Genomic DNA, 21,874 nt, shown 5'->3' with positions numbered 1-21,874 from the left:
CGGACGCACACTAGGGTTGGGGTTATGACGCGTACGCTCGCCATCGCGAACCAGAAGGGTGGGGTCGCCAAGACCACCACCACCGCCTCCATCGGCGCCGCACTGGCCGACGAAGACGTCTCCGTCCTCGTGGTGGACCTGGATCCGCAAGGCTGCCTTACCTTTTCCCTCGGCCACGACCCCGACGCGCTCACCAAGTCGGTGCACGACGTGCTGATCGGCGCGGAAGACATCGCCGACGTCCTGCTCGACACCGACGACAACGTGACCCTGCTGCCGGCCACCATCGACCTGGCCGGCGCCGAAGCGCTGCTGCTGATGCGGCCGGGCCGCGAGTACGCCCTCAAGCGCGCGCTGGCCGAAGTAGCGCAGGACTACGATGTGATCCTGATCGACTGCCCGCCGTCGTTGGGCGTGCTGACCCTCAACGGGCTCACCGCCGCCGACGAGGTGGTGGTACCGCTGCAGTGCGAGACCTTGGCGCACCGCGGCGTGGGGCAGTTGCTGCGCACGGTCACCGAGGTCCAGCAGATCACCAACCCGGAGCTGAAGCTGCTGGGCACCGTGGCGACGCTCTTCGACGCGCGGACCACGCACAGCCGGGACGTGCTGTCGGACGTGTCCGACCGCTACGACCTCCCGGTGCTGTCGCCGCCGATCCCGCGCACCGTCCGCTTCGCCGAAGCCTCGGCGTCGGGCGCCTCGGTGATGCGCGGCCGCAAGAACAAGGGCGCCACCGCCTACCGCGAGCTCGCCGACAATCTGCGTGCACACTGGGCCGGCGACGAGCTGGCGACCTTCGAACTGTCCGAGTGAGCCGCGCCGGTCACTCGGCGGTCGGGCCGAGGACGACGATCTCGGCCCCGCGCTGCTCGATCACGTAGGGGCCCAGGGTGCGCAGGGACACCATGCCGCGGTAATCGCCGCGGTCCACGGGGATCCGCCGCAGTTCGGCGCCGTTGACCGGATCGCGCACCGTGATGCCGCCGACCACCGGGATCAGTAGGCCGGTGGCCTGCTCGCCGGGGCCGATCGTGTCGGAGATCTGCACCCGCGCCTCACCGGTGGTGCTGTCCAGCACCAGCGTGGACCGGCCGGTCCAGTAGGTGGTCAGGGCCCGAGCGTTCAGCGGCCGGCTGTCGGCCGGGGGAGTCGCCGCGCCCTCGACCGAGCGGGCGCCCCGCTCGATCGCATCGGTGCCGAAGGTGCGCACGGTGGGGCCGGGCCGATTCGGGTCACCGCCGTCGTACACCGTCACGGTGGAGTCGGTCGTCGCGATCACCACGGGGGGCGCGCCCTGCGCGGAGTCGGTGATCAGTTCCGATCCCCACTCGCGGATCTTCTCTTCGTCGGTGAGTGTCGAGGAGAGGATGGTCAGCCGGTAGCCCTCGTCGCGGGAGCAGCGCTCGATCACCGCGACCCGACTGCTGCCGGAGATCGCCGAGTACAGGTGGCAGGCATCCCGGTCCGGGGCGACGTCCGGGTTGACCGGCGCGTCGACGCGCCCGTACTCGATGCCGCGCACCAGGTTGGTGCCCCAGGTCTCCAGTCGGGTGTCGCCGGCGGCCAGCGCGAAGGTCTGATCGTAGGAGAGGGTGATCGAGGCGTCGGCGTCGCTGGTGCGGTTGCCGCGGCGTTCGCCGGAGCTCGCATCGAGCGCGGTCACCTCGCTGCAGCCGCGGCTGTTGCGGTACACGCCGAGGGCGTCGTTGGTTCCGCCCGGCCAGGCGGCGACGGCCGCGCACAGCTGCGCGTCGCGGCGGTAACTCCACAGTTCGCGGCCGGTGGCCGGATCACGGCCGGCCAGCAGGCCGCCGTCGCCAGTGACGACGGTGGCCTTGCCGATGGCCGGGACGTCGGTGGCCGCCGACGGCGCCCGCCACAGTTCGCGGAACGCGGTCGGCAGACTCTCGGTCGGCAGCGCGACGACCGGCTCCTCGGTGGCGGTGCGCAGTTCGGTGGTGCGCGACGGCGCGGTCCACCAGAGCAGGACGCCCGCCAGCACCACGGACGCCGTGATCACCGCCGTGATCGTCAGATCCAGGCGGGTGCGGCGTTCGGGCGCTAAGCGGGCGGCCAAGAGGGGGAGCGGTCGGTGCTAGTCGGCGGCCGGGGCAGCGGCGGCGGTCTCACCGGCACCGGCACCGCCGGAACGGCGACGACGGCGACGGCGCGGGCGGGTCGCGCCGCCCTCGGCCTTGCCGCCTTCGGTCGGTGCGGTTGCGGCATCGTCGGTCGACGAGGCGGCCTCGGCGGCGGGCGCGGCGCCGTCGGTGTCCGCGGTCTTGCCGCCGCGGGTACGACGACGGTTCCGGGCCGGACGGTCGGTGCGCGGTTCCCGCTCGCGGCGCGGCTCACGGCGTTCGCCGGAACGCGAGCCCGACGTCGAACCGGAGGGCTTGCCGATGCGGCCGGTGGCGTCGGCGGGCACACCCAGTTCCTCCTGCAGGCGCTCGGACGTCGAGTACGTCTCGATCGGCTCCGGAATGCCCAGGCCCAGGGCCTTGTCGATGAGTTCCCAGCGGTGCAACTCGTCCCAGTCGACGAAGGTGATCGCGGTGCCGGTGCGGCCTGCGCGACCGGTGCGGCCGATGCGGTGCACGTAGGTCTTGTCGTCCTCCGGGCACTGGTAGTTGATCACGTGCGTCACGTCGTCGATGTCGATGCCGCGCGCCGCGACGTCGGTGGCCACCAGGACGTCGATGGTGCCGTCGCGGAACCGGCCCAGGGCCTTCTCGCGGGCCACCTGGCCGAGGTCGCCGTGCACGGCGCCCACCGAGAAACCGCGGTCGGCGAGGTCGTCGGCCACCTTCTGGGCGGTGCGCTTGGTGCGGGTGAAGATCATCGTCGCGCCGCGGCCGTCGGCCTGCAGGATGCGCGCCACCAGTTCGGCCTTGTCCAGGGCGTGCGCGCGGTAGACGTACTGGGTGGTGCGCTCGTGCACCGCGGAGTCGTTGGCCTGCTCGGCGCGAATATGCGTCGGCTGGGTCAGGAAGGTGCGGGCCAGCGTCACGATCGGTCCCGGCATGGTGGCCGAGAACAGCATGGTCTGGCGCGGCGTGGGCAGGGCGCCCATGATGCGCTCGATGTCCGGGAGGAAGCCCAGGTCGAGCATCTCGTCGGCCTCGTCGAGCACCAGGATCTGAACCTTGCCCAGCACCAGGTGGCCCTGCTGGGCCAGGTCGAGCAGACGGCCCGGGGTGCCGACCACCACGTCGACGCCGGCCTGCAGCTCAGCGATCTGCGAGTCGTAGGGGCGGCCGCCGTAGATCGCGGTCAGCTTGAGGGGGCGGTTGGCGGCGGTGTCACTGCCCGCGGCGGTCAGCGCGTCGACGGTGACGCCCTTGGCGGCGGTCTGCAGATCCTCGTGGACCTGGATGCAGAGCTCGCGGGTGGGCACGATGATCAGGGCGCGCGGAGTGCCGTCGAGCGGGCGCAGGCCGAAGTCGGCGGCGTGCACCAGGCGGTGCAGCAGCGGGATGCCGAAGCCGTAGGTCTTGCCCATGCCGGTGCGCGCCTGACCGATGAGGTCGCTGCCGGCCAGCGCGAGGGGCAGCGTCAGTTCCTGGATCGCGAAGGTGCGGGACTTGCCGTCGGCCTCGAGGGCGGCGACGATCGCGGGGTCCACGCCGAGTTCGGCGAAGGTGGGGGCCTGGTGGTCTTCGGCGACGATGGTGGTCTGCACGTCGTCGTTCGGATCTGTGGCGGTGCTGATATCCGTGGTCATGATTGGTTTTGGTGCCTCTCGTGTGCGTCGTGCACGCACTCGTCAAGCTCCACGGGGTCCCGAGAATCGGTGGGGTCGCCGGCGTGAGCGATCTTGGTGCGCGCTCATAAGTTCGACGGGCACAGCGGAAAAACTCCCGGCTGCGACCTGCGTCTGGTCACAGTGTAGCCCGTTGCCTACGCTGACTCCCATGCCGAACACGCCCGCAGCGCCCGAGAACCCCGTCGTCGTGACCCTGTGCGAGATCTTTCTCGCCGGCGAGTACGCCGCTGTCGCACGGCTGATCTCCGAAGGGGCGATGGCGCCGACCACCGCCGATCGGGTGGCCCTGCTGCGCATGACCGGTTCGGAGATCAACCATTTCCAGGTGCTCGCCGAGCAGGTCACGGCCGCCGGGCGCGACGTCGCCGACGCCGTCGACCAGCATGTTGACGTATTCAACCGCTATCACAAGGTCACCGACCCCTCCACCTGGCTGGAGGTGCTGGTCAAGATGTATATCGGCGACGGCATGTCGGCGGACTTCTTCGCCGAGATGGTCGATCACCTGCCGGAAGAGGTACGTGACACATTCGGCGAGGTGATGGCGGACACATCGTCGTCGGAGTGGGCGTGCGAGCAGGTGCGGGCGGCCGTCACGGCCGATCCGGCGGTGGCGGCGCCGCTGACGCTGTGGGGTCGTCGACTGCTCGGCGAGGCCATCACGCACATGCAGTGGGTGCTCGCCGAAGACCCCGACGTGACCGACCTGCTCTTCTCCGGCACCGGCTCGCTCACCGACGTGGCGACCTTCTTCGACTCGATCGCGGAGCGACACGGGGAGCGGATGCGCGCCCTCGGCCTCGCGTGAGCGCGGCGGGGCCTGCAGTAGGATTCGACACCATGAGCGTTGAGGTCAAAATCGGTATCGAGAACACCGCACGGGAACTGTCGCTGTCGACGACGGAGAAGGCCGACAAGGTGTACAAGTCCGTCGCGGACGCGTTGGCCACCGGCGAGGGCGTGCTGGAACTGACCGACGAGAAGGGCTCCCGCGTCCTGGTGCCGGCAAGCAAGATCTCCTACGTCGAGGTCGGCAGCTCGGAGAGCCGCCGGGTGGGCTTCGGCGCTTCCTGACCTTCGCCCCGACGGCCCACTCGGTCGCGACCTATTCGGTCTACTCCACGGCTTCTGCGGCGTCGCTGCCCTCGGCAGCGGCGCCGCCGGCATCTGCGGAGTCAGCCCCCGCAGCGATGCCGGTCTCGCCGTCGATGCGCGGGACACCGGACAGACCGTGCCACAGCAGGGCCACGGTCACCTCGACGGCCTCGGCCTTCTCGATCGGCCGGTTGGCCTCGAGCCAGTAGCGCGCGTTCACCTGGCTGGCGCCGACCATGCCGGCGGCGAGCATGCGGGAGCGGTGCGGGTCCAGGCCGGAGTCGGTCATCACGAGGCCGTAGACCGCGTCCACGCACGCTTCGGTGGCGCCCTCGACGCGACGGATCACCGCCGGATCCTTCGCATCGGAGGAGAAGATCAGGCGGTAGCCGGAGTTGTCCTCGTCGATGAAGTCGAAGAAGGCACCGACGGCGGCGCGGACGCGCTGGTGATTGTCGGTGGTGGTCAGCAGCGCGCGGTTCACATCGGAGACCAGCTTCTCGGCGTGCGAGTCGACGACGGCGATGTACAGGTCGAGCTTCGACGGAAAGTGCTGATACAGAACGGGTTTGCTGACGCCCGCCGCGGCGGCGATCTCGTCCATACCTGCGCTGTGGTAGCCGCGTTCGACGAAGATCTCGCTGGCCGCATCGAGCAGTTGGCGGCGTCGCGCGCTGCGCGGGAGACGAGTGCTGCTCCGAGACTGGGCGGCGCCTCCGGTGCCCGAGGAAGCAGAGAAATCAGCGGCTGACATGGCTAGCAGCGTACTCGCCGCCCCGGCCGCGCCGAACGGGGTGCACGTCGAAACGACGGGGCGGATGCGGTATTGGTACCCCGTGCTGTGAGACAGTTGGGACGTGACTGCTACACCTCCACCTGGCCCGACGCGGCCCCGACGCCCGCGGCCCGATCAGCCGTTGCGGGCCCGTTGGGATCCGATCGGTGAGCGCGACGAGGACTCCGAGGAGCGCAAACGCGGCGCTGTGAGCGGTTTTCTGCACGCCTACGGGTGGCGTGCCTACGCCATCGGCGTGCTCGCGGTGCTGACCGTCGTCCTGCTGGTCGTGACGATCACCGACGACGGTTCCGGCGACGCACAGGTGGCCGCGCCCATCGATCCGAAGGCGCGCAACGTCGACGTCGCGCAGGAGACCACGGCGATCGGTGCGCCGACCGCCGACATCGCCGCCGCGGCGCTGCCTGCCGGTGCGCTGCCCGCGGGCGGGGCGTTCACGGTCAAGGGGGAGCAGGTCTTCTCCGTGGTGCCCGGTACCACCGACAAGCTGGGTCACGGCAACGAGGTGTACACCTACACCGTCGAGGTGGAGGACGGACTGAATCCGCAGAACTTCGGCGGTGACAAGAGTTTCGCCAAGCTCGTCGACGCGACGCTGGCCAACCCGAAGAGCTGGATCGGCGGCGGCAAGGTCGCCTTCCGGCGCATCGACAAGGGGGAGCCGGATCTGCGGATCTCGCTGACCTCCACGGCGACCTCGCGCGATCTGTGCGGCTACCAGATCAAGCTGGAGACGTCGTGCTTCTACCCGCCGGAGGGCCGGGTGGTGCTCAACGAGGCGCGCTGGGTGCGCGGTGCCTCGGCCTTCGGCGGCGACGATCTGGCCTACCGCCAGTATCTGATCAACCACGAGGTCGGCCACGGTATCGGCTACGAACACCATCTGCCGTGCGAGCAGAACGGCGGGCTCGCGCCGATCATGATGCAGCAGACCTTCGGTACGTCCAACAGCGAGATCATGGCGCTCGATCCGGAGATGAAGGCGAACCGGACGTACACCTGCCGAGCGAGCGCCTGGCCCTACCCGGACAAATGACCCCGGCGTCCGCGCTGCCGCCGCTCGTCGAGCCGGGGCCCGAGCTGACCGCCGAGGAGATCGCGCGGTACAGCAGGCACCTGATCATTCCCGACGTCGGGGTGGCGGGTCAGCGTCGTCTGAAGAACGCGCGCGTCCTCGTGATGGGGGCGGGCGGCCTCGGCTCGCCGACGCTGCTCTACCTGGCGGCGGCGGGCGTGGGCACGCTGGGCATCGTCGACTTCGACGTGGTCGACGAATCCAATCTGCAGCGACAGATCCTGCACGGCGTGGCCGACGTGGGGCGCGCGAAGATCGAATCGGCGCGGGACGCGATCGCCGCGATCAATCCGCTGGTTCGGGTGGAACTGCACGACGTCGTGCTCACCAACGATAATGCGGTGGAGCTGTTCGGTCGCTACGACCTGATCCTGGACGGCACCGACAACTTCGCCACCCGCTACCTGGTGAACGACGCCGCGGCGCTCGCGCACAAGCCGTACGTGTGGGGCTCCATCTTCCGGTTCTCCGGTCAGGTGTCGGTGTTCTGGGAGGACGCACCGGACGGGCGCGGCCTCAATTATCGCGACCTGTACCCGCAGGCGCCGCCGGCCGGACTGGTGCCGTCGTGCGCCGAGGGCGGCGTCTTCGGGCTGCTCTGCGGCACCATCGGTTCGCTGATGGGCACCGAGGCGATCAAGCTGCTCTGCGGCATCGGCGATCCGCTGCTGGGGCGCCTGCTGATCTACGACGCGCTCGCGATGACGCACCGGACCGTGCGGTTCGCGCGCGATCCGGACCGCGCGCCGATCACCGCGCTGATCGATTACGACGCGTTCTGCGGCATCCCCGCCGTCGTCGACGCCGACACCGCGGCCGACACGTCGTCGATCACGCCGCTGCAGCTGCGCGCCGAACTCGACAGCGACGATCCGCCGGTGCTGATCGACGTGCGCGAACCGGTCGAATGGGAGATCGCGGCGCTGCCCGGCGCCCGGCTGGTGCCGCGCGGCGACATCGTCGACGGTCGGGCGTCGGCCCAGATCCCGCGCGAGGGTCGGGTGGTCCTGTACTGCAAGACCGGGATCCGTTCGGCGCAGGCGCTGGCGGCGCTGCGGGCGGCCGGACTGGACCGGGTGGTGCACCTGGAGGGCGGCATCCTGGCGTGGGCGCAGCAGGTGGACCCCGAGATGCCGACCTACTGACTCCGCCTCCGTCCTGCGCGGCGGGGTGGATCACCGCTGATCGGCGACGCGCGGGCCGGTGTGGCACCCGGAAACCGAGCGCTTGCCTGGGTAGTCTGTGGCATCGTGACCACGATCGCCGCGCCACCGGAACAGGTGCTGACCACCTTCGGTCTGACCGCGCACCCGCCCATCGCCATGGAAGGCAGCGGCGTGCTCGGCTGGCGCGTCGGCGAAGTGGTCCTGACCCTGGTGCCCGACCACGCGCGGGCCGCCTGGTCGGCGAACGCCCGGGAGAACCTGTACGTGGAGGGCATGCGGATCGCCCGCCCGCTGCGCGCCACCGACGGCCGCTATGTGGTCTCCGGCTGGCGCGCCGACACCTACGTGGCGGGCAGCCCGGAACCGCGGTACGACGAGGTGCTGGCCGTCGCCGATCGCCTGAACGCCGCGCTGGCCAAGCTCGAACGTCCGCGTTTTCTGCTGCAGCCGCCGGCGCCGCCGTTCGACGACGTCGACGTCTTCAACGCCGCCGACCGCGGCGCCTGGGAGGAGCCGCCCCTGCGGTCCGCGCGCGGGGCGGGCATGCCGACCCCGACCGAGGACGACGGCGATGCCTCCGTCGCTGCGATCAAGGAACTCGCCGGTCTGCGTCGACCGGTCAAGATGACCCAGCAGGTGGTGCACGGCGACCTCTTCGGGACCGTGCTGTTCGCCGGTGCCGCGGCCCCGGCGATCACCGACATCGTGCCGTACTGGCGCCCGGCGTCGTGGGCGTCGGCGGTGGTCGTGGTCGACGCGCTCGCCTGGGGCGGGGCCGACGACGAGCTCATCGAGCGCTGGTCGCACCTGGAGGAGTGGCCGCAGATGCTGTTGCGCGCCACCATGTTCCGGCTCGGCGTGCACGCGCTGCACCCGCGTTCCACCGCGGGCGCCCTGCCCGGTCTGCTGCGGGTCGTCGACAAGGTCCGACTGCTCGTTTAGCTTTCCGTTCGTCGTCCGCGTGAGTCCGGTTCACGGAGCAGGCGAGTGCGGCACTCGCGCAACAGGATTCGTCCGTCGTGGATCGGAACCCCTTCGGCGGCAAGGAGATCCAGTTGGCGGGTCGCCTTGTCGATGGTGGGCCGACCGGACGCAGGCACCACACGCTGCCACGGCAGGTCGGCGCCGTCGGTGCGCAGGATCCACCCCACCTGGCGCGGATTGGTGAGACCGGCGGCCTCGGCCAGGTCCCCGTACGTGCTGACCTCGCCGGGCGGGATCGCCGCGATCAGCGCGCGGACCGTTTCGATCTGGGTGTCGCTGATCTTGGCCATCGGCTAGAGCACCTCCCGGATCAGCGCGGCCACCGTGTCGGGCGCGAGAAAGGGCACCATGTGTTCGGTGTCGACGTGCGTGACCCGCACGGTGTCGGCGCGGTCGGCGGCGCACGCGGCGAGGAAGTCGGCGGTGACGAAGGGCGGCTGCACCCGTGCCGCCACGACGACCCGGGTGGGCACCTGTGCCGGCGGCAACAGCGCCGGACGCGCCAGTTCGCTCCACGCGGCGGTGGCGGCGGGGGCGCACACCCGCCAGGCCACTCCGTCGCCGTCCTCGATCAGATGGTCGACGATCTCCCTGTCGAGGATGTCCGCGTGCACCGCGCCCCAGCCCTCGGCGCGTTTGGCGGCCTGCGCGGTGGCCGCATCGGGGTAGCCGCGGTAGGTAATGCTGTTCTGCGCCATCGCCAAGGCGAATTCCGGGTTCAGGCCCTGCGCGGGGTCCAGCAGAACCAGGCCGTCGACCAGGTCGGGGCGGTCGTGCGCCAGTCGCAGGGCCACGGCGGCGCCGAACGAGTGTGCCACCACCGTCAGCGGCCGCCGCTCGCGGGGGACGTGCGCCTCGACGGCGTCGGCGACGGCCGCGGCGTGATCCTCGATCGACCACGGCGGCGTCCATGGCGAATGTCCGTGCCCGAGCAGGTCCGGTGCCACCACCCGCAGCTCGGGCAGCAGCGGTGCCAGATGCTCCCAGCGCTTGCCGTGCCCGGTGAGACCGTGCAGAGCCAGCACGGTCGGCGCGTCGGCGGGTCCGAACAGATGGGTGTGGAGGGCGCGGGCCATGTCATCAGTGTCGCAGGGGCGTGCTTCCATGGGCGTATGGCCACCGCGCAGACTCGATTGATCGCCTCCCCGGCACCGTTCGAGCTGCCCGCCCGCACCTGGCCGGCGGAAGCGGCGGCGCTGTTGACACCCGGGCATCAGGCCGACCCCGAACGCCCGTGGCGGCCGTATCGGGTGCGCGGCGGACCCGGCACCGGCAAGACCGCGCTGCTGATCGACGTCGCCGTCGCCCGACTGCTCGACGACGCCGCCGACCCCGAATCGGTCCTGGTGTTGACCGCCAACCGCCGGTCGGCGGTGGCTGTGCGCAGCGAGATCACCCGGCGCGTGCTCGCGGCCGGGCACTCGCGGACCGGCGCGGCCCTGCGCGAGCCGCTCGTGCGGACCGTCCACTCGTACGCGTTCGCGGTGCTGCGCTTGCAGGCCAGCGCGCACGGCAATCCGCCGCCCCGGTTGATCACCGGATCCGAGCAGGACGTGATCCTGCGCGAACTGCTCGCCGGCGACCTCGAAGACGGCGCCGCGTACTGGCCGGCGTCGCTGCGTCCGGCGCTGGCCACCGACGGCTTCGCCCAGGCCCTGCGCGATCTGCTGATGCGGGCCGCCGAGCGCGGCCTGGGACCGGAAGACCTGATGGCACTGGGGCGCGAGCACGCGCGGCCCGAGTGGGCGGCGGCGGGACGCGCCTTCGCCCAGTACGAGCAGACCATGCTCCTGCGCGGGGCGGTGGGCATCGACTCGCCGGAAGCCGGTCCGCAGGCGGTCGATGCCGCCGAACTGGTGGGCTCGGCACTGTCGACCTTCGCCCTGGAACCGCACCTGCTGGCCGATCAGCGCGCCCGCATCCGACACCTGCTGGTCGACGACGCCCAGCACCTGGACCCGCAGGCCGCCCGGCTGGTGGAGCTGATCGGCACCGGCGCCGATCTCACGGTGATCGCCGCCGACCCCGACCAGTCGATCTACTCCTTCCGCGGTGCCAGTCCGCGCTTCTTCGCCGAACTGCCCGACGGCCGGGATGTGGTGCTGACGCAGAGTCACCGCGCCGCGGGAGAGGTGCCGACGGTGGGTCGCGCGCTGGCCGCCCGACTGCCCGGCGCCCGTTCGCAGCCGTTCCCCGACCCGGCGCCGGGTCCCGGTGCCGCGTCGGTGCGGGTGTTCTCCTCGGCCGCCAAAGAGGCGACCGCGGTGGCCGACCTGCTGCGGCGCGCGCACCTGTTCGACGACGTGCCGTGGTCGGAGATGGCGGTGATCGTACGCTCGGTGCCGCGGATGCTGCCCGCGCTGCGGCGCGCCTTCTCCTCGGCCGGAGTACCGGTGGTGACGCCCACCAGCGACCTCCCGCTGTTCCGGCAGCGCGCGGTGGAGGCCTTCGCGCTCGCCCTACGGGCCGGCAGCTCCCCGGAGCTGCTGGGCCCCGACGACGTGGTGACCCTGTTGTCCGGGCCGATCGGTGCGGCCGGCCCGGGTCAGTTGCGTCGACTCCGGCGCGGTGTCCGTCGGTTGCACGAGGAGGGCAAGGTGGTCGTCGAACCGGCGGCCCCGGCGGTGCCCGACGTCGACGGACCGCCCCACACCGTCGAAGACGGACCGCCCCACACCGTCGAAGACGGACCGCCCCACACCGTCGAAGACGGACCGCCCGACTCGCTCAGCGCTTTGGCCGCAGCCCTGGCCGATCCCGATCGGGCCGCGCCCTACCTGGCCGGTCTCACCGAGTTCGAGGCGCAGCCGCTGGCCCGGACCCTGAAGGTGGTGCGGGCCGCGTGGGCCGCCGACCGCGGCGGACTCGGCGTGGAGGAGACGCTGTGGAGGTCCTGGCAGGCGTCCGGCCTCGAACGCACCTGGCTGCTCCGGTCCCTGCGCGGCGACCGGGCGGGCGGGCAGGCCGACCGCGACCTCGACGCCATGCTGGCGCTGTTCGAGGCGGCCGCGTCGTACACCGACAACGTCCCCGCGGGCGGGCTGAGCGGCTTCCTGCACTACCTGAGCCAGCTGCAGATCCCGCGCGAATCGCGCACGCCCGCCGCCGCGGCCGACGCGGTGCAGCTGCTGTCGGCGCATTCGGCGGCCGGCCGCGAGTGGGAGGTGGTCGCCGTGGCCGGGGTGCTCGACGGGCTGTGGCCGTCGCTGCGCAGTCGGGGCAGCGTCCTGGGCACCCCCGCGCTGCTCGACGTGCTGGACGGGCTCGACGCGCAGGCCGTGGACACCGTCTCCCGGAACGCCCAACTGCTGGCCGACGAACGCCGCCTCCTGCTGGTGGCGTGCACCCGCGCGCGCAGTCAGCTGCTGGTCACCGCGGTGGAGGACGGCACCGGCGATGCCTCGCCGTCGAGGTTCGTGCCGGAGATCGCCGACGCCCTCGGTGGCTACGGTGCCGACCACGACCGCCACGGCGACCAGGCCGACGAGATCCCGCTCGACGGCGGGCTGCGCCGCCTGCTGTCGTTGCCGTCGATGGTGGCCGAGTTGCGCGCGGCCCTCGTCGATCCGGACACCACCGCGGTGCGGCGCGAGGCGGCCGCCGCGCTGCTGGCCGAGCTGGCCGACGCCGAGGTGCCCGCGGCCCCGCCGCAGCAGTGGTACGGCCTGCTCGACCCGTCCAGCGGCGCCCCGCTGTGGACGCCGGACCAGGGCGCGCTCACGCTGTCGCCGTCGACCGTCGACTCGCTCACCAGCTGCTCGTTGCGCTGGATGCTCGAACGGCACGGCGGGCGCGACGGCGACGCCGAACCGGCGGTGACCGGCACCCTGGTGCACACGCTGGTGCAGGCGGTGGCCGGGCAGCTCGACCACGCCGAGGTCACCACGGCCCTGCACGAGATCTGGGACCGCGTCGCCTCGCCCGCCGCCTGGTTCAGCGAACGCGAGCTGCGGCGCGCGGAGACCATGCTCACCAACTTCCGGGACTGGCTGGAGTATTCGCGGTCCGAACTCACCGAAGCCGCCGTCGAGGTGGCGCTGACCGCCGCGGTGCCGCCCGGCGTCGACGCCGACGGCCGCCCGGACGAGCTGCCGGTGACCCTCACCGGACGCATCGACCGGTTGGAGGCCGACGATCTGGGCCGTCCGGTCGTGATCGACGTGAAGACCGGCAAGACCGTGATCACCGCCGCTGACGCGGCCGCCCACCCGCAGTTGGCCGCCTACCAGTTGGCGCTGCTGCTCGGCGGTGTGGAAGGGCTGCCCGCGGGCACCACCGGCGGCGGCCGACTGGTGTACGTGGCCACACCGAACCGCAAGACCGGCGCCGCCGAACGCGTGCAGGAGCCGCTGACGCCCGAGCAGGTGGACGAATGGGTGGCGGTGGTGCGCGGCGCGGCGCGCGCCGGGATCGGGCCCGGTTTCGTCGCCTCCGTCAACTCCGGCTGCCAACACTGCGGGCTGGTCACCAGCTGTCCCGCCCAACTCCGTGGGAAGGCGGTCATCGATGACTGAACAGCCCTCTGCGCCGCACCCGTCCGGCCTGATCGGCGCTCGGGTGCTGGCGGGCGCGCTCGGTCTGCCGCTGCCCACCGACGAGCAGGTCGAGGTGATCGAGGCGCCGCTCGAACCGATGCTGGTGGTGGCCGGGGCCGGTGCGGGCAAGACCGAGACCATGGCGTCGCGGGTGGTGTGGTTGGTGGCCAACCGACTGGTGGCCCCCGACGAGATCCTCGGCCTCACCTTCACCCGGAAGGCGGCCAGCGAGCTCGGCGCGCGCATCCGCCGTCGTCTCGCCATGCTCGCCGGCTCGTCGGCCCTGCACGACTGGGATCCGGGCGGGGAACTACGGCAGGTGCTGCGCAGTGCCGACGCCGAGGTCAGCACCTATCACGCCTACGCCGGGCGGCTGATCGCCGACTACGGGTTGCTGCTGCCGGTGGAACCGTCGTCCACGCTGCTCAGCGAGACCGAACTGTGGCAGCTGGCCTTCTCGGTAGTCACCTCCTGGCCGCACGAGCTGAACACCCCCAAGGTGCCGTCCAGCGTCACCGAGGCGGTGCTGAATCTGTACTCGGAGATGGCCGAGCACCTCGTCGACGACGACGCGCTGCGCGCGGCCGGTACCGACCTGTACACCCTGATCGACACGCTTCCGAAGGGGCCGCGCCAGCGCGCCGAGCCCAGTCAGGCGCTGCGCGGGGTGCAGGCCGTGATCGACGAGCGCCGCGAGTTCCTGCCACTGGTCACGGCGCTGCGAGCCAAGATGGCCGAGCAGGGCGCGCTGGACTTCGGCAGCCAGATGTCGCTGGCCGCGCGACTGGTCACCACCCACCCCGAGGTGGTCGCGACCGAACGCGGCGGCATCAAGGCGGTCCTGCTCGACGAATACCAGGACACCGGTCACTCGCAGCGGCTGCTGCTGTCGGCGCTGTTCGGCGGGGCCGGGCAAGCGCCGGTCGCGGTCACCGCGGTGGGCGACCCCATCCAGTCGATCTACGGGTGGCGCGGCGCGTCGGCGGCCAATCTGCCGCGCTTCGCGCACGACTTCCCGCGTCCGGTGGACGAGCCCGGCGGCTGGGCGCCCGCGCACCGTCGGGAACTGCTCACCAGCTGGCGGAACTGTCAGGGCACGCTGTACCTGGCCAACGAGGTCTCGGCGCAGCTGCGGGCCCGCGGGGTGCCGGTCTCCACGCTGCGTCCGCGCGACGGGGCCCCGGAGGGCACGGTGCGGCTCGCGCTCACCGAGACGGTCGACGACGAGCGCCGGTGGATCGCCGACCACGTGGAGGCCGCCTACCGGGACGCCGAGGGTCGCGGGGAGCAGCCGCCGACCGTGGCGGTGCTGGTGCGCCGCAACGAGGACTCCGCGCCGATGGCGGCCGAGATCTCCGAGCGCGGCATCCCCGTCGAGGTGGTCGGCATCGGCGGCCTGCTGCACGTCCCGGAGATCACCGACATCGTGGCGACCCTGACCCTGATGGCCGACCCGATGGCTGGGACCGCCGCCATGCGTCTGCTCACCGGTGCCCGCTGGCAGCTCGGCGCCGCCGACCTGTCGGCGCTGTGGCGCCGCGCGCGGGAACTGGCCGCGCGCCGCCTGGACCCGGTGTCCGGTGCCGTCGCCACGCGCGAAGAACTCGATTCCGCGCTGGCGGCCTCGCTGCCCGCCGAGTCCGTCGACGCCGCCGGACTCGGCGATGCCCTCGTCGATCCGGGGGAGGCGGAGCGGTACACCGCCGCCGGCTACCAGCGGGTGCGGGCGTTCGGTCGCGAGCTGGAGCGTCTGCGGCGGCGGATCGGCCAGCCGCTGCCGGAGCTCGTCGCCGACGTCGAACAGACCATCGGGGTGGCCGTCGAGGCCCAGCTGCGGGCCCGCCGCATGCGCGGTGCGATCACCGGCCGCGAACACCTCGACGCCTTCGCCGAATACGTGGCCGCCTACGCCGAGCGGCCGGGAGCCACGCTGCCCGGCCTGCTGAGCTTCCTCGACGCCGCCGAGTCGGTGGAGAAGGGACTCGAGGCCGGGCAGGTGGAAGTGGCCGAGGACCGCGTGCAGATCCTCACCGTGCACGCCGCCAAGGGGCTGGAATGGGACATCGTCGTGGTGCCGCACCTGGCGCGCGGCATCTTCCCGAGCGCCAAGGCCGACACCACCTGGCTGGGTTCGGCGCGGGAGCTGCCCGCAGCTCTGCGCGGGGACCTGAGCCAGGACGACACCGAAGGCTTTCCGTCGCTGCGGCTCGCCGGGCTCGGCGACCGCAAGGAACTCGAGGAAGCGCTCACCGAGCACAAGGAGGCAATCAAGGCGCGCCGCCTCGACGAGGACCGGCGGCTGCTCTACGTGGCCCTGACCCGCGCCAAGGAGACGCTGCTGGTGACCGCCCATCACTGGTCGGCCACCGGCGACAAGCCGCGCGGCGGCTCGGACTTCTACCTCGAACTGGTGGAGCTGGTGGCCGCCGCCGATTCGCCGGCGCTCACCGTCGACGTCGACGCGCCCGTCCCCGAGGACGGCGTGGAGAACCCGATGACGCTCGAACCGGTGAGTGCGGCCTGGCCGGTGGACCGCTTGGGCGATCGGCGCGGAGCGCTGCTGGCGGCGGCGCGCGCGGTGGACGAGGCGCGGGCCGAGCGGGCCCTGGTGCCGCGACCGGCGCCGCCCACCGACGACCCGGAGATTCTGGCGTGGCGGGCGGAGGTGGAGGCGCTGCTGGCCGAACGCCGCCGGTCCGCGGCCGAGGCCGTCGACGTCGAACTGCCCGGACAGATGTCGGTGAGCCAGCTCGTGGAGCTGGGCACCGACGAGGCCGCCTTCGCCGCGCGGCTGCGTCGCCCCGTCCCGTTCCGGCCCAATCCGATGGCGCGTCGCGGCACCGCCTTTCACGCCTGGGTGGAACGCCGCTTCGGCGCCACCCGGCTGCTCGACCTGGACGAGCTGCCCGGCGCCGCCGACGAGACCGCTGTCGACGACGACCTCGAAGTGCTGCGCGCCGCGTTCCTCGCCTCGCCGTGGGCCGACCGGACACCCCTGGAAGTGGAAGTGGGCTTCGAGACGGTGATCGGATCGACGGTGGTGCGCGGCCGGATGGACGCGGTCTTCGCCGACGGCGACGGCTACCTGGTGGTGGACTGGAAGACCGGTGCGGTGCCCGAACCCGCCAAGCGGGGCGCGCTGGAACTGCAGTTGGCCGCCTACCGGGTGGCGTGGGCGCGGCTGCGCGGCGTCGATGTCAGCGCGGTCCGCGCCGCGTTCGTCTACGTCCGCCACCATTACACGCTGGAACCGGACCGGCTGCCGGACGCGACGGAGCTGGCGGCACTCTTGGCCGTCGAGCCCGCATCGATCGAGTAGCCTTCACAGACGTGAGGACGACCACGCGCGAGGCCTGTGATGCGTAAGCGCCTGCGGATGTCCCGGCTCACCGGCGACGACCTGTTCGACAAGCCCGATTACGCGCTCGTGGGCATCGTCAAGATCCCGGAACTGGAGAAGAGTCCGGCGCGCGCCATCGGCCGCCGCGTGCTCTGGGCGCTGCTGGCGTTGTTGCTGTGCTCGCTGGTGGTCTACATCGACCGGTCCGGCTACCGGGACGCCAAGGGCACCACGCTCAGCTATCTCGACGCGCTCTATTACTCGGCGGTGACGCTGTCGACCACCGGCTACGGCGACATCACGCCGATCACCGAGTCGGCCCGCCTGATCAACGTCCTGTTCATCACCCCGCTGCGCGTGCTGTTCCTGATCGTGCTGATCGGTACCACCCTGGAGGTGCTCACCGAGCGGTCGCGGCAGGCCATCAAGATCCAGAACTGGAGGAATCGGGTGCGCAATCACACCGTCGTCATCGGTTACGGCACCAAGGGGCGGACCGCCACCGCGGCCGTCCTCGCCGACGGCGTGCGACCGAGCGAAGTGGTGGTGGTCGACGAGGACCAGGCCGCCCTCGACGTCGCTGCCGCGCACGGCCTCGTCACGGTCCGCGGCGACGCCACCAAGTCCGACGTGCTGCGACTGGCCGGTGTGCAGCACGCCGCGGCCCTGGTGATCGCGGCCAACCGCGACGACACCGCCGTGATGGTGACCCTCACCGCGCGCGAGTTGAATCCGCGCGCCAAGATCGTGGTCTCCATTCGCGAATCGGAGAACACCCACCTGATGCGCCAGTCCGGCGCCAACTCGGTGGTGGTGTCCTCGGAGACCGCCGGCCGCCTGCTCGGCATCGCGACCATCACCCCGTCGGTGGTGGAGGTGGTCGAGGACCTGCTCAGCCCGGAGGAGGGCTACGCCATCGCCGAGCGCGAGGTGGAGCCGTCGGAGACCGGCGGTTCGCCCGCACACACCCGCGACCTGGTGCTCGGCGTGGTGCGCGACGGCACGCTGTACCGCGTCGGCGACTCGCACGTGGAGGAGATCGAAGAGGGCGATCGGCTGCTCTACGTGCGTCAGGGCGGGCGGGCCTGATCCGATGGCCGCCTTCGCGTTCCAGACGCCCCCGCTGCTGTCCCAAGCGGTCTTCGACCGTGCCGATCATCTGCGCGACGACGCCGAGCGACTGGCCGCCGGATGGGCGCGCGCCCAAGTCCTGCTGGTCGACGAGCGCGGTCGCTACCCGGTCGACGCGACGGGCGCGCTGCGCTGGACGTCGGCCGTCGACGTGGGTGCCCAGCCGGTCGCCGATGCCGTGTTCCTCGGGGTGCTCGGCGAGACCGACCTGTGGGCGCTGCGCCGCGGCGAGGTCGCCGAGCCGTTGGGCGAGCCGCGCAGCGGCGCCCACCTGCTCTCCGGCGACGAGGCCGGTCTGGTCGCCACCGCGCTCGGCGTCCTCAACTGGCACCGGTCCGCTGCGTTCTCACCGTCCGACGGCAGCCCGACCACGAGCGATCGCTCCGGCTGGGTCCGCCGCACCGCGGGCGGCACCGAGGAGTATCCGCGGACGGATCCCGCGGTGATCATGGTGGTCCACGACGGCTCCGACCAGATCCTGCTCGGCCGCCAGCACGCCTGGCCGCGCCCGTGGTTCTCCACCCTCGCCGGCTTCGTCGAACCCGGAGAGTCGTTGGAGCAGTGCGTGATCCGCGAGGTGGCCGAGGAGGTCGGCGTCGTCGCGCATTCACCGCAGTATGTCGGGTCGCAGCCCTGGCCCTTCCCGCGATCGCTGATGCTCGGCTTCGAGGCGACCGCCGATCCGGCCCAGCCCGTGGAACTGCTCGACGGCGAACTCGCCGAGGCGCAGTGGTTCACCCGCGACCAGGTGCGCGAGGCACTCGAGGCCGACGCGGACTGGGGCAGCGGCAGCGACGAGACGGCGCTGATGCTGCCGCCGCCGGTGTCGATCGCGCGGTCGCTGATCACCAGCTGGGCGGTTGCCCGCACGCGGCCTCTAGAATGGTCCGTATGGCCGATCTGACTGTCTACACCACCTCCTGGTGCCCGTTCTGCAGCCGCCTCAAGGGTGGGCTGGACCGCAACAAGATCGAGTACACCGAGATCGATATCGAAGCCGACCCGGAGGCCGCCGCGTTCGTCGGCAGCGTCAACGGCGGCAATCACGTGGTCCCCACGGTGAAGTTCGCCGACGGCTCCACCAAGACCAATCCGGGCATCGGCGAGGTCATGAGCCAGCTCGGTCTGCTCTGACCGCTGGCCCACCGCGCTCGCGGCCACCGATGTCGGTGCCGCGTGAGAATCTCGTGCCATGACTCGTCCAGATAGACCCGGGCAATCGGGCATCCGCGACGGGCTGGACCCGCAGCAGCTCGAGGCCGTGCTCGCACCGCGCGGGCCGGTGTGCGTGCTCGCCGGTGCGGGCACCGGCAAGACCCGCACCATCACCCGCCGCATCGCCGCGCTGGTCGATTCCGGTCAGGTCAACCCCAGCCAGGTCCTGGCCGTCACCTTCACCGCCCGCGCCGCCGCCGAGATGCGCGACCGGCTCGGAGCGCTCGGGGTGTCCGGGCCCGGCGGCCAGGTCTCCGCCCTCACCTTCCACGCTGCCGCGCTGCGCCAGCTGCGCTACTTCTGGCCGCTCGCCTTCGGCGATACGCGCTGGGAGCTGATGGACAGCAAGTTCCCGATGGTGCGCCGTGCCGCCCGCGAGGTGGGCCTGGACACCGCCGACCGGGAACTGATCCGCGACCTGGCCGGGGAGATCGAATGGGCCAAGTCGAGCCTCATCGGTCCGGAGGGGTACGCCGCGCGCAGCGCCGGCCGCGATGTGCCGATCCGCGCCGAACTGATCGGGCAGGTCTTCGCCGCCTACGAGGAGGGCAAGCTCCCGTCGTCGGGGGACTGGCTCTTCGACTTCGAGGACCTGATCATCTATACCGCCGAGGTGCTCGGCAGCACGCCGTCGATTGCCGAGGAGTTCCGGTCGCGCTACCGCAGCTTCGTCGTCGACGAGTATCAGGACGTGACCCCGGCGCAGCAGCAGTTGCTGAACGCGTGGCTCGGTGGACGCGATGATCTGACCGTGGTGGGCGACGCCAACCAGACCATCTACAGCTTCACCGGGGCCACCCCGGACTACCTGCTCGACTTCACGCGCACCTACCCGGAGGCCACGCTGGTGCGCCTGGAGCGCGACTACCGCTCCACCCCGCAGGTGGTGGCGCTGGCCAACGGCGTCATCGAGAAGGCGAAGGGCCGGGTGGCCGGCACCCGCCTCGAGCTGATCGGCATGCGCCCGAGCGGCCCGGAGCCGGTGTTCGCCGAGTACCCGGACGAGAACTCCGAGGTGGTCGGGGTGGTGGCCGAGATCAAGCGTCTGCTGCGGGCCGGTGTCGACGCCGACGAGATCGCCGTGCTGTACCGCATCAATGTGCAGTCCGAGGGCTACGAGGAAGCGCTGAGTGCGGCCGGCATCGCCTATCGCGTGCGCGGCGACCAGGGCTTCTTCGAACGACCCCAGGTGCGGGCGGCGCTGCGGCGTCTCGGGACGCTGGCGCAGGGCGCTCCTCCGCCGATGGCGCCCGCGCAGGCCGTGCGGGCCGCGCTGTCGCCGCTGGGCTACGCCGAGTCCGAGCCGTCCGGCGTCCAGACCAAGGTCAATTGGCAGCAGATGACGCGGCTCGTCGAACTGGCCGACGAGGTGCTCGCCGAACGGCCGGACCGCACCTTCGCCGACCTGGTGCGCAGCCTGCACGACCGCGCCCGCACCGGCGGCGACGAGCAGCGCGGTGTCACCCTCGCGTCCCTGCACGCGGCCAAGGGGCTCGAGTGGGACGCGGTCTTGATCACCGGCGTGCACGAGGGGTCGGTGCCGCTCGGGCGGGCCAGTAAGTCGCCCGAGGAGGTCGAAGAAGAGCGGCGCCTGCTCTACGTCGGCGTCACGCGTGCGCGGCAGCACCTGCACGTGTCGTGGTCGCTGGCGCGCAACGAGGGCCGCGCGGCCACGCGTCGTCGTTCCCGCTTCCTCGACGGTCTGGTGCCCCACGAGAAGCCGGTCGCGTCGCTGCCGGAGGCGTCCACCGGTCCTGACAAGGTGGTCTTCGAGGCGCTCAAGCAGTGGCGGAGCGACTACGCCGCCGAGAACGAACTCGCTGAAGTGAACGTCTGCAGCGGCAACGTGCTCAAGCAGCTCGCCCGGATCCTGCCCGCCGACACCGGCGCACTGAGTCGCGTCAGCGGCATGACCGCCGACCGCGTCGACGCGATCGGCACTCCGATCCTCGCCGTGATCGCCGCCCACCGCTCCTGACACTCCCAGCCTCCGCCGCGTGTCGCGACCCTGTTGCCGAGTCGCCGTCGGGGCTCCTGGATCGACGCGCGAACAGCGTCGCGAAGTCGGCTAGCTAGGGAGTGTCGTCGCAGGTCAAAAATAGATTGTGCGCCGCCGGGCGGTCGGCGTACCCTGGTCGACGTTGACCACCGCTTCGCGATCGAGGAAGGAATCGTTCCGATGAAGATTCATCTGGCCCATGGCGCCCATCTGGCAGCAGCACGCGTACCGGCGGCTGCGCGAGCGCGCCGGCGATTCCCCGTGGCCCCCACTGGCGGCCCGTCGATCCAGTTGAGTATCTGACGGACTGACCGAGTCTCTGTACCGGCCGCGGCGAATCGCTTCAGCGAATCCCCGCGGCCGTGATCTTTCTGCTCCGGCCCGGGGCTTCGCACACGGATCCATCTGACCCACCTGCGAAAGCCCACTTCATGACCATCACCGATCTACCCACCATCGAATCGTTCCCGTCCGATTGCGACCCGGCACCCGGCCGCCTGAAACAGCTCGAACTTCCCTGCCAGAGCGGCGACGCCGACCTGTGGTTTGCGGAGGACCCCGCCGACCTCGAGGCTGCGAAAGCCCTGTGCGCACGGTGCCCGCTGCAGCGGCCGTGCCTCGCCGAAGCCGTCGACCGCGGCGAGCCGTGGGGCGTCTGGGGCGGCGAGATCTTCGACCGCGGCGTCGTCATCGCCCGCAAGCGCCCCCGGGGCCGCCCCCGCAAGAACGCCTAGTGCCACGGGGCACTAGTCCGCTCTCGGCCCTTCGG

18 protein-coding genes are annotated in these 21,874 nt (G+C 71.6%); 13 read left to right on the top strand and 5 right to left on the bottom strand.

What is annotated here, in order from left to right; genetic code table 11:
- Positions 1-24 precede the first annotated feature (24 nt).
- Positions 25-816 carry a ParA family protein gene (locus MUG78_RS02090; protein WP_246991737.1) on the top strand — a complete coding sequence of 264 codons (792 nt, stop codon included), beginning with the start codon at positions 25-27 and terminating at the stop codon, positions 814-816.
- Between the two features lie 10 nt (positions 817-826).
- On the opposite strand, the gene MUG78_RS02085 is transcribed toward MUG78_RS02090, so the two are convergent.
- Together MUG78_RS02085 and MUG78_RS02080 are read right to left on the bottom strand one after the other, a co-directional pair.
- Positions 827-2,080 carry an Rv3212 family protein gene (locus MUG78_RS02085; protein ID WP_246991736.1) on the bottom strand — a complete coding sequence of 418 codons (1,254 nt, stop codon included), beginning with the start codon at positions 2,078-2,080 and terminating at the stop codon, positions 827-829.
- A gap of 18 nt (positions 2,081-2,098) precedes the next feature.
- Complete coding sequence (locus MUG78_RS02080; protein ID WP_246991735.1) at positions 2,099-3,727, bottom strand: DEAD/DEAH box helicase; 1,629 nt, start codon at positions 3,725-3,727, stop codon at positions 2,099-2,101.
- Between the two features lie 190 nt (positions 3,728-3,917).
- On the opposite strand from MUG78_RS02080, the gene MUG78_RS02075 reads away from it, so the two are divergent.
- Together MUG78_RS02075 and MUG78_RS02070 are read left to right on the top strand one after the other, a co-directional pair.
- On the top strand, positions 3,918-4,577 hold the full coding sequence (locus MUG78_RS02075) for a ferritin-like fold-containing protein (RefSeq protein ID WP_246991734.1): 660 nt from the start codon (positions 3,918-3,920) through the stop codon (positions 4,575-4,577).
- Between the two features lie 32 nt (positions 4,578-4,609).
- Complete coding sequence (locus tag MUG78_RS02070; protein WP_246991733.1) at positions 4,610-4,843, top strand: DUF3107 domain-containing protein; 234 nt, start codon at positions 4,610-4,612, stop codon at positions 4,841-4,843.
- A gap of 40 nt (positions 4,844-4,883) precedes the next feature.
- Here MUG78_RS02070 and fasR read toward each other — a convergent pair whose 3' ends face one another.
- A complete protein-coding gene (gene fasR, locus MUG78_RS02065; protein WP_246991731.1) occupies positions 4,884-5,618 on the bottom strand; it encodes an HTH-type transcriptional activator FasR in 735 nt (244 codons plus the stop codon).
- A gap of 103 nt (positions 5,619-5,721) precedes the next feature.
- On the opposite strand from fasR, the gene MUG78_RS02060 reads away from it, so the two are divergent.
- The 3 genes from MUG78_RS02060 (at position 5,722) to MUG78_RS02050 (ending at position 8,843) form a co-directional block, all read left to right on the top strand.
- Complete coding sequence (locus tag MUG78_RS02060) at positions 5,722-6,696, top strand: DUF3152 domain-containing protein (RefSeq protein ID WP_246991729.1); 975 nt, start codon at positions 5,722-5,724, stop codon at positions 6,694-6,696.
- Positions 6,693-7,880, top strand: a complete 1,188-nt coding sequence (gene moeZ, locus MUG78_RS02055; protein WP_246991727.1) for an adenylyltransferase/sulfurtransferase MoeZ — start codon at positions 6,693-6,695, stop codon at positions 7,878-7,880. Before MUG78_RS02060 ends, moeZ begins: the two co-directional genes overlap by 4 nt.
- Before the next feature lie 105 nt (positions 7,881-7,985).
- Positions 7,986-8,843 carry a TIGR02569 family protein gene (locus MUG78_RS02050; protein WP_246991726.1) on the top strand — a complete coding sequence of 286 codons (858 nt, stop codon included), beginning with the start codon at positions 7,986-7,988 and terminating at the stop codon, positions 8,841-8,843.
- Here the strand turns inward: MUG78_RS02050 and MUG78_RS02045 are convergent.
- Together MUG78_RS02045 and MUG78_RS02040 are read right to left on the bottom strand one after the other, a co-directional pair.
- Complete coding sequence (locus MUG78_RS02045) at positions 8,840-9,175, bottom strand: MGMT family protein (protein ID WP_246991724.1); 336 nt, start codon at positions 9,173-9,175, stop codon at positions 8,840-8,842. The genes MUG78_RS02050 and MUG78_RS02045 overlap by 4 nt on opposite strands.
- Before the next feature lie 3 nt (positions 9,176-9,178).
- Positions 9,179-9,961, bottom strand: coding sequence for an alpha/beta fold hydrolase (locus MUG78_RS02040; protein ID WP_246991722.1), 783 nt, complete (start codon positions 9,959-9,961; stop codon positions 9,179-9,181).
- Between the two features lie 36 nt (positions 9,962-9,997).
- On the opposite strand from MUG78_RS02040, the gene MUG78_RS02035 reads away from it, so the two are divergent.
- From MUG78_RS02035 to MUG78_RS02005, 7 genes are all read left to right on the top strand, one after another.
- Entirely contained in the window at positions 9,998-13,399 is a 3,402-nt protein-coding gene (locus MUG78_RS02035) for an ATP-dependent helicase (protein ID WP_246991720.1), read from the top strand.
- Complete coding sequence (locus MUG78_RS02030) at positions 13,392-16,739, top strand: ATP-dependent helicase (protein ID WP_246991718.1); 3,348 nt, start codon at positions 13,392-13,394, stop codon at positions 16,737-16,739. The genes MUG78_RS02035 and MUG78_RS02030 overlap by 8 nt, the downstream gene beginning before the upstream one ends.
- Before the next feature lie 39 nt (positions 16,740-16,778).
- A complete protein-coding gene (locus MUG78_RS02025) occupies positions 16,779-17,849 on the top strand; it encodes a potassium channel family protein (protein WP_246991716.1) in 1,071 nt (356 codons plus the stop codon).
- A gap of 4 nt (positions 17,850-17,853) precedes the next feature.
- Positions 17,854-18,795, top strand: coding sequence for an NAD(+) diphosphatase (gene nudC, locus MUG78_RS02020; RefSeq protein WP_246991714.1), 942 nt, complete (start codon positions 17,854-17,856; stop codon positions 18,793-18,795).
- Positions 18,783-19,025: a mycoredoxin gene (locus MUG78_RS02015; RefSeq protein WP_372493084.1), complete on the top strand. Its 243-nt coding sequence runs from the start codon at positions 18,783-18,785 to the stop codon at positions 19,023-19,025. Before nudC ends, MUG78_RS02015 begins: the two co-directional genes overlap by 13 nt.
- A gap of 58 nt (positions 19,026-19,083) precedes the next feature.
- Positions 19,084-21,084, top strand: a complete 2,001-nt coding sequence (locus tag MUG78_RS02010) for an ATP-dependent helicase (protein ID WP_246991710.1) — start codon at positions 19,084-19,086, stop codon at positions 21,082-21,084.
- Between the two features lie 452 nt (positions 21,085-21,536).
- Complete coding sequence (locus MUG78_RS02005) at positions 21,537-21,839, top strand: WhiB family transcriptional regulator (RefSeq protein ID WP_246991708.1); 303 nt, start codon at positions 21,537-21,539, stop codon at positions 21,837-21,839.
- Positions 21,840-21,874 lie beyond the last annotated feature (35 nt).

It is taken from the genome of Gordonia alkaliphila (genome assembly GCF_023017165.1).
GTDB lineage: Bacteria > Actinomycetota > Actinomycetes > Mycobacteriales > Mycobacteriaceae > Gordonia > Gordonia alkaliphila.
Note: the sequence above shows the minus strand (reverse complement) of the source record. Positions and strands in the feature narration are given on the sequence as shown.

Coding starts and splice junctions, on each gene's coding strand:
- MUG78_RS02030 (WP_246991718.1), top strand. CDS start 13,392: ATGACTGAACAGCCCTCTGCGCCGCACCCGTCCGGCCTGATCGGCGCT.
- MUG78_RS02035 (WP_246991720.1), top strand. CDS start 9,998: ATGGCCACCGCGCAGACTCGATTGATCGCCTCCCCGGCACCGTTCGAG.
- MUG78_RS02080 (WP_246991735.1), bottom strand. CDS start 3,727: ATGACCACGGATATCAGCACCGCCACAGATCCGAACGACGACGTGCAG.
- MUG78_RS02075 (WP_246991734.1), top strand. CDS start 3,918: ATGCCGAACACGCCCGCAGCGCCCGAGAACCCCGTCGTCGTGACCCTG.
- nudC (WP_246991714.1), top strand. CDS start 17,854: ATGGCCGCCTTCGCGTTCCAGACGCCCCCGCTGCTGTCCCAAGCGGTC.
- MUG78_RS02045 (WP_246991724.1), bottom strand. CDS start 9,175: ATGGCCAAGATCAGCGACACCCAGATCGAAACGGTCCGCGCGCTGATC.
- MUG78_RS02090 (WP_246991737.1), top strand. CDS start 25: ATGACGCGTACGCTCGCCATCGCGAACCAGAAGGGTGGGGTCGCCAAG.
- moeZ (WP_246991727.1), top strand. CDS start 6,693: ATGACCCCGGCGTCCGCGCTGCCGCCGCTCGTCGAGCCGGGGCCCGAG.
- MUG78_RS02005 (WP_246991708.1), top strand. CDS start 21,537: ATGACCATCACCGATCTACCCACCATCGAATCGTTCCCGTCCGATTGC.
- MUG78_RS02070 (WP_246991733.1), top strand. CDS start 4,610: ATGAGCGTTGAGGTCAAAATCGGTATCGAGAACACCGCACGGGAACTG.
- MUG78_RS02015 (WP_372493084.1), top strand. CDS start 18,783: ATGGCCGATCTGACTGTCTACACCACCTCCTGGTGCCCGTTCTGCAGC.
- MUG78_RS02040 (WP_246991722.1), bottom strand. CDS start 9,961: ATGGCCCGCGCCCTCCACACCCATCTGTTCGGACCCGCCGACGCGCCG.
- fasR (WP_246991731.1), bottom strand. CDS start 5,618: ATGTCAGCCGCTGATTTCTCTGCTTCCTCGGGCACCGGAGGCGCCGCC.
- MUG78_RS02025 (WP_246991716.1), top strand. CDS start 16,779: ATGCGTAAGCGCCTGCGGATGTCCCGGCTCACCGGCGACGACCTGTTC.
- MUG78_RS02010 (WP_246991710.1), top strand. CDS start 19,084: ATGACTCGTCCAGATAGACCCGGGCAATCGGGCATCCGCGACGGGCTG.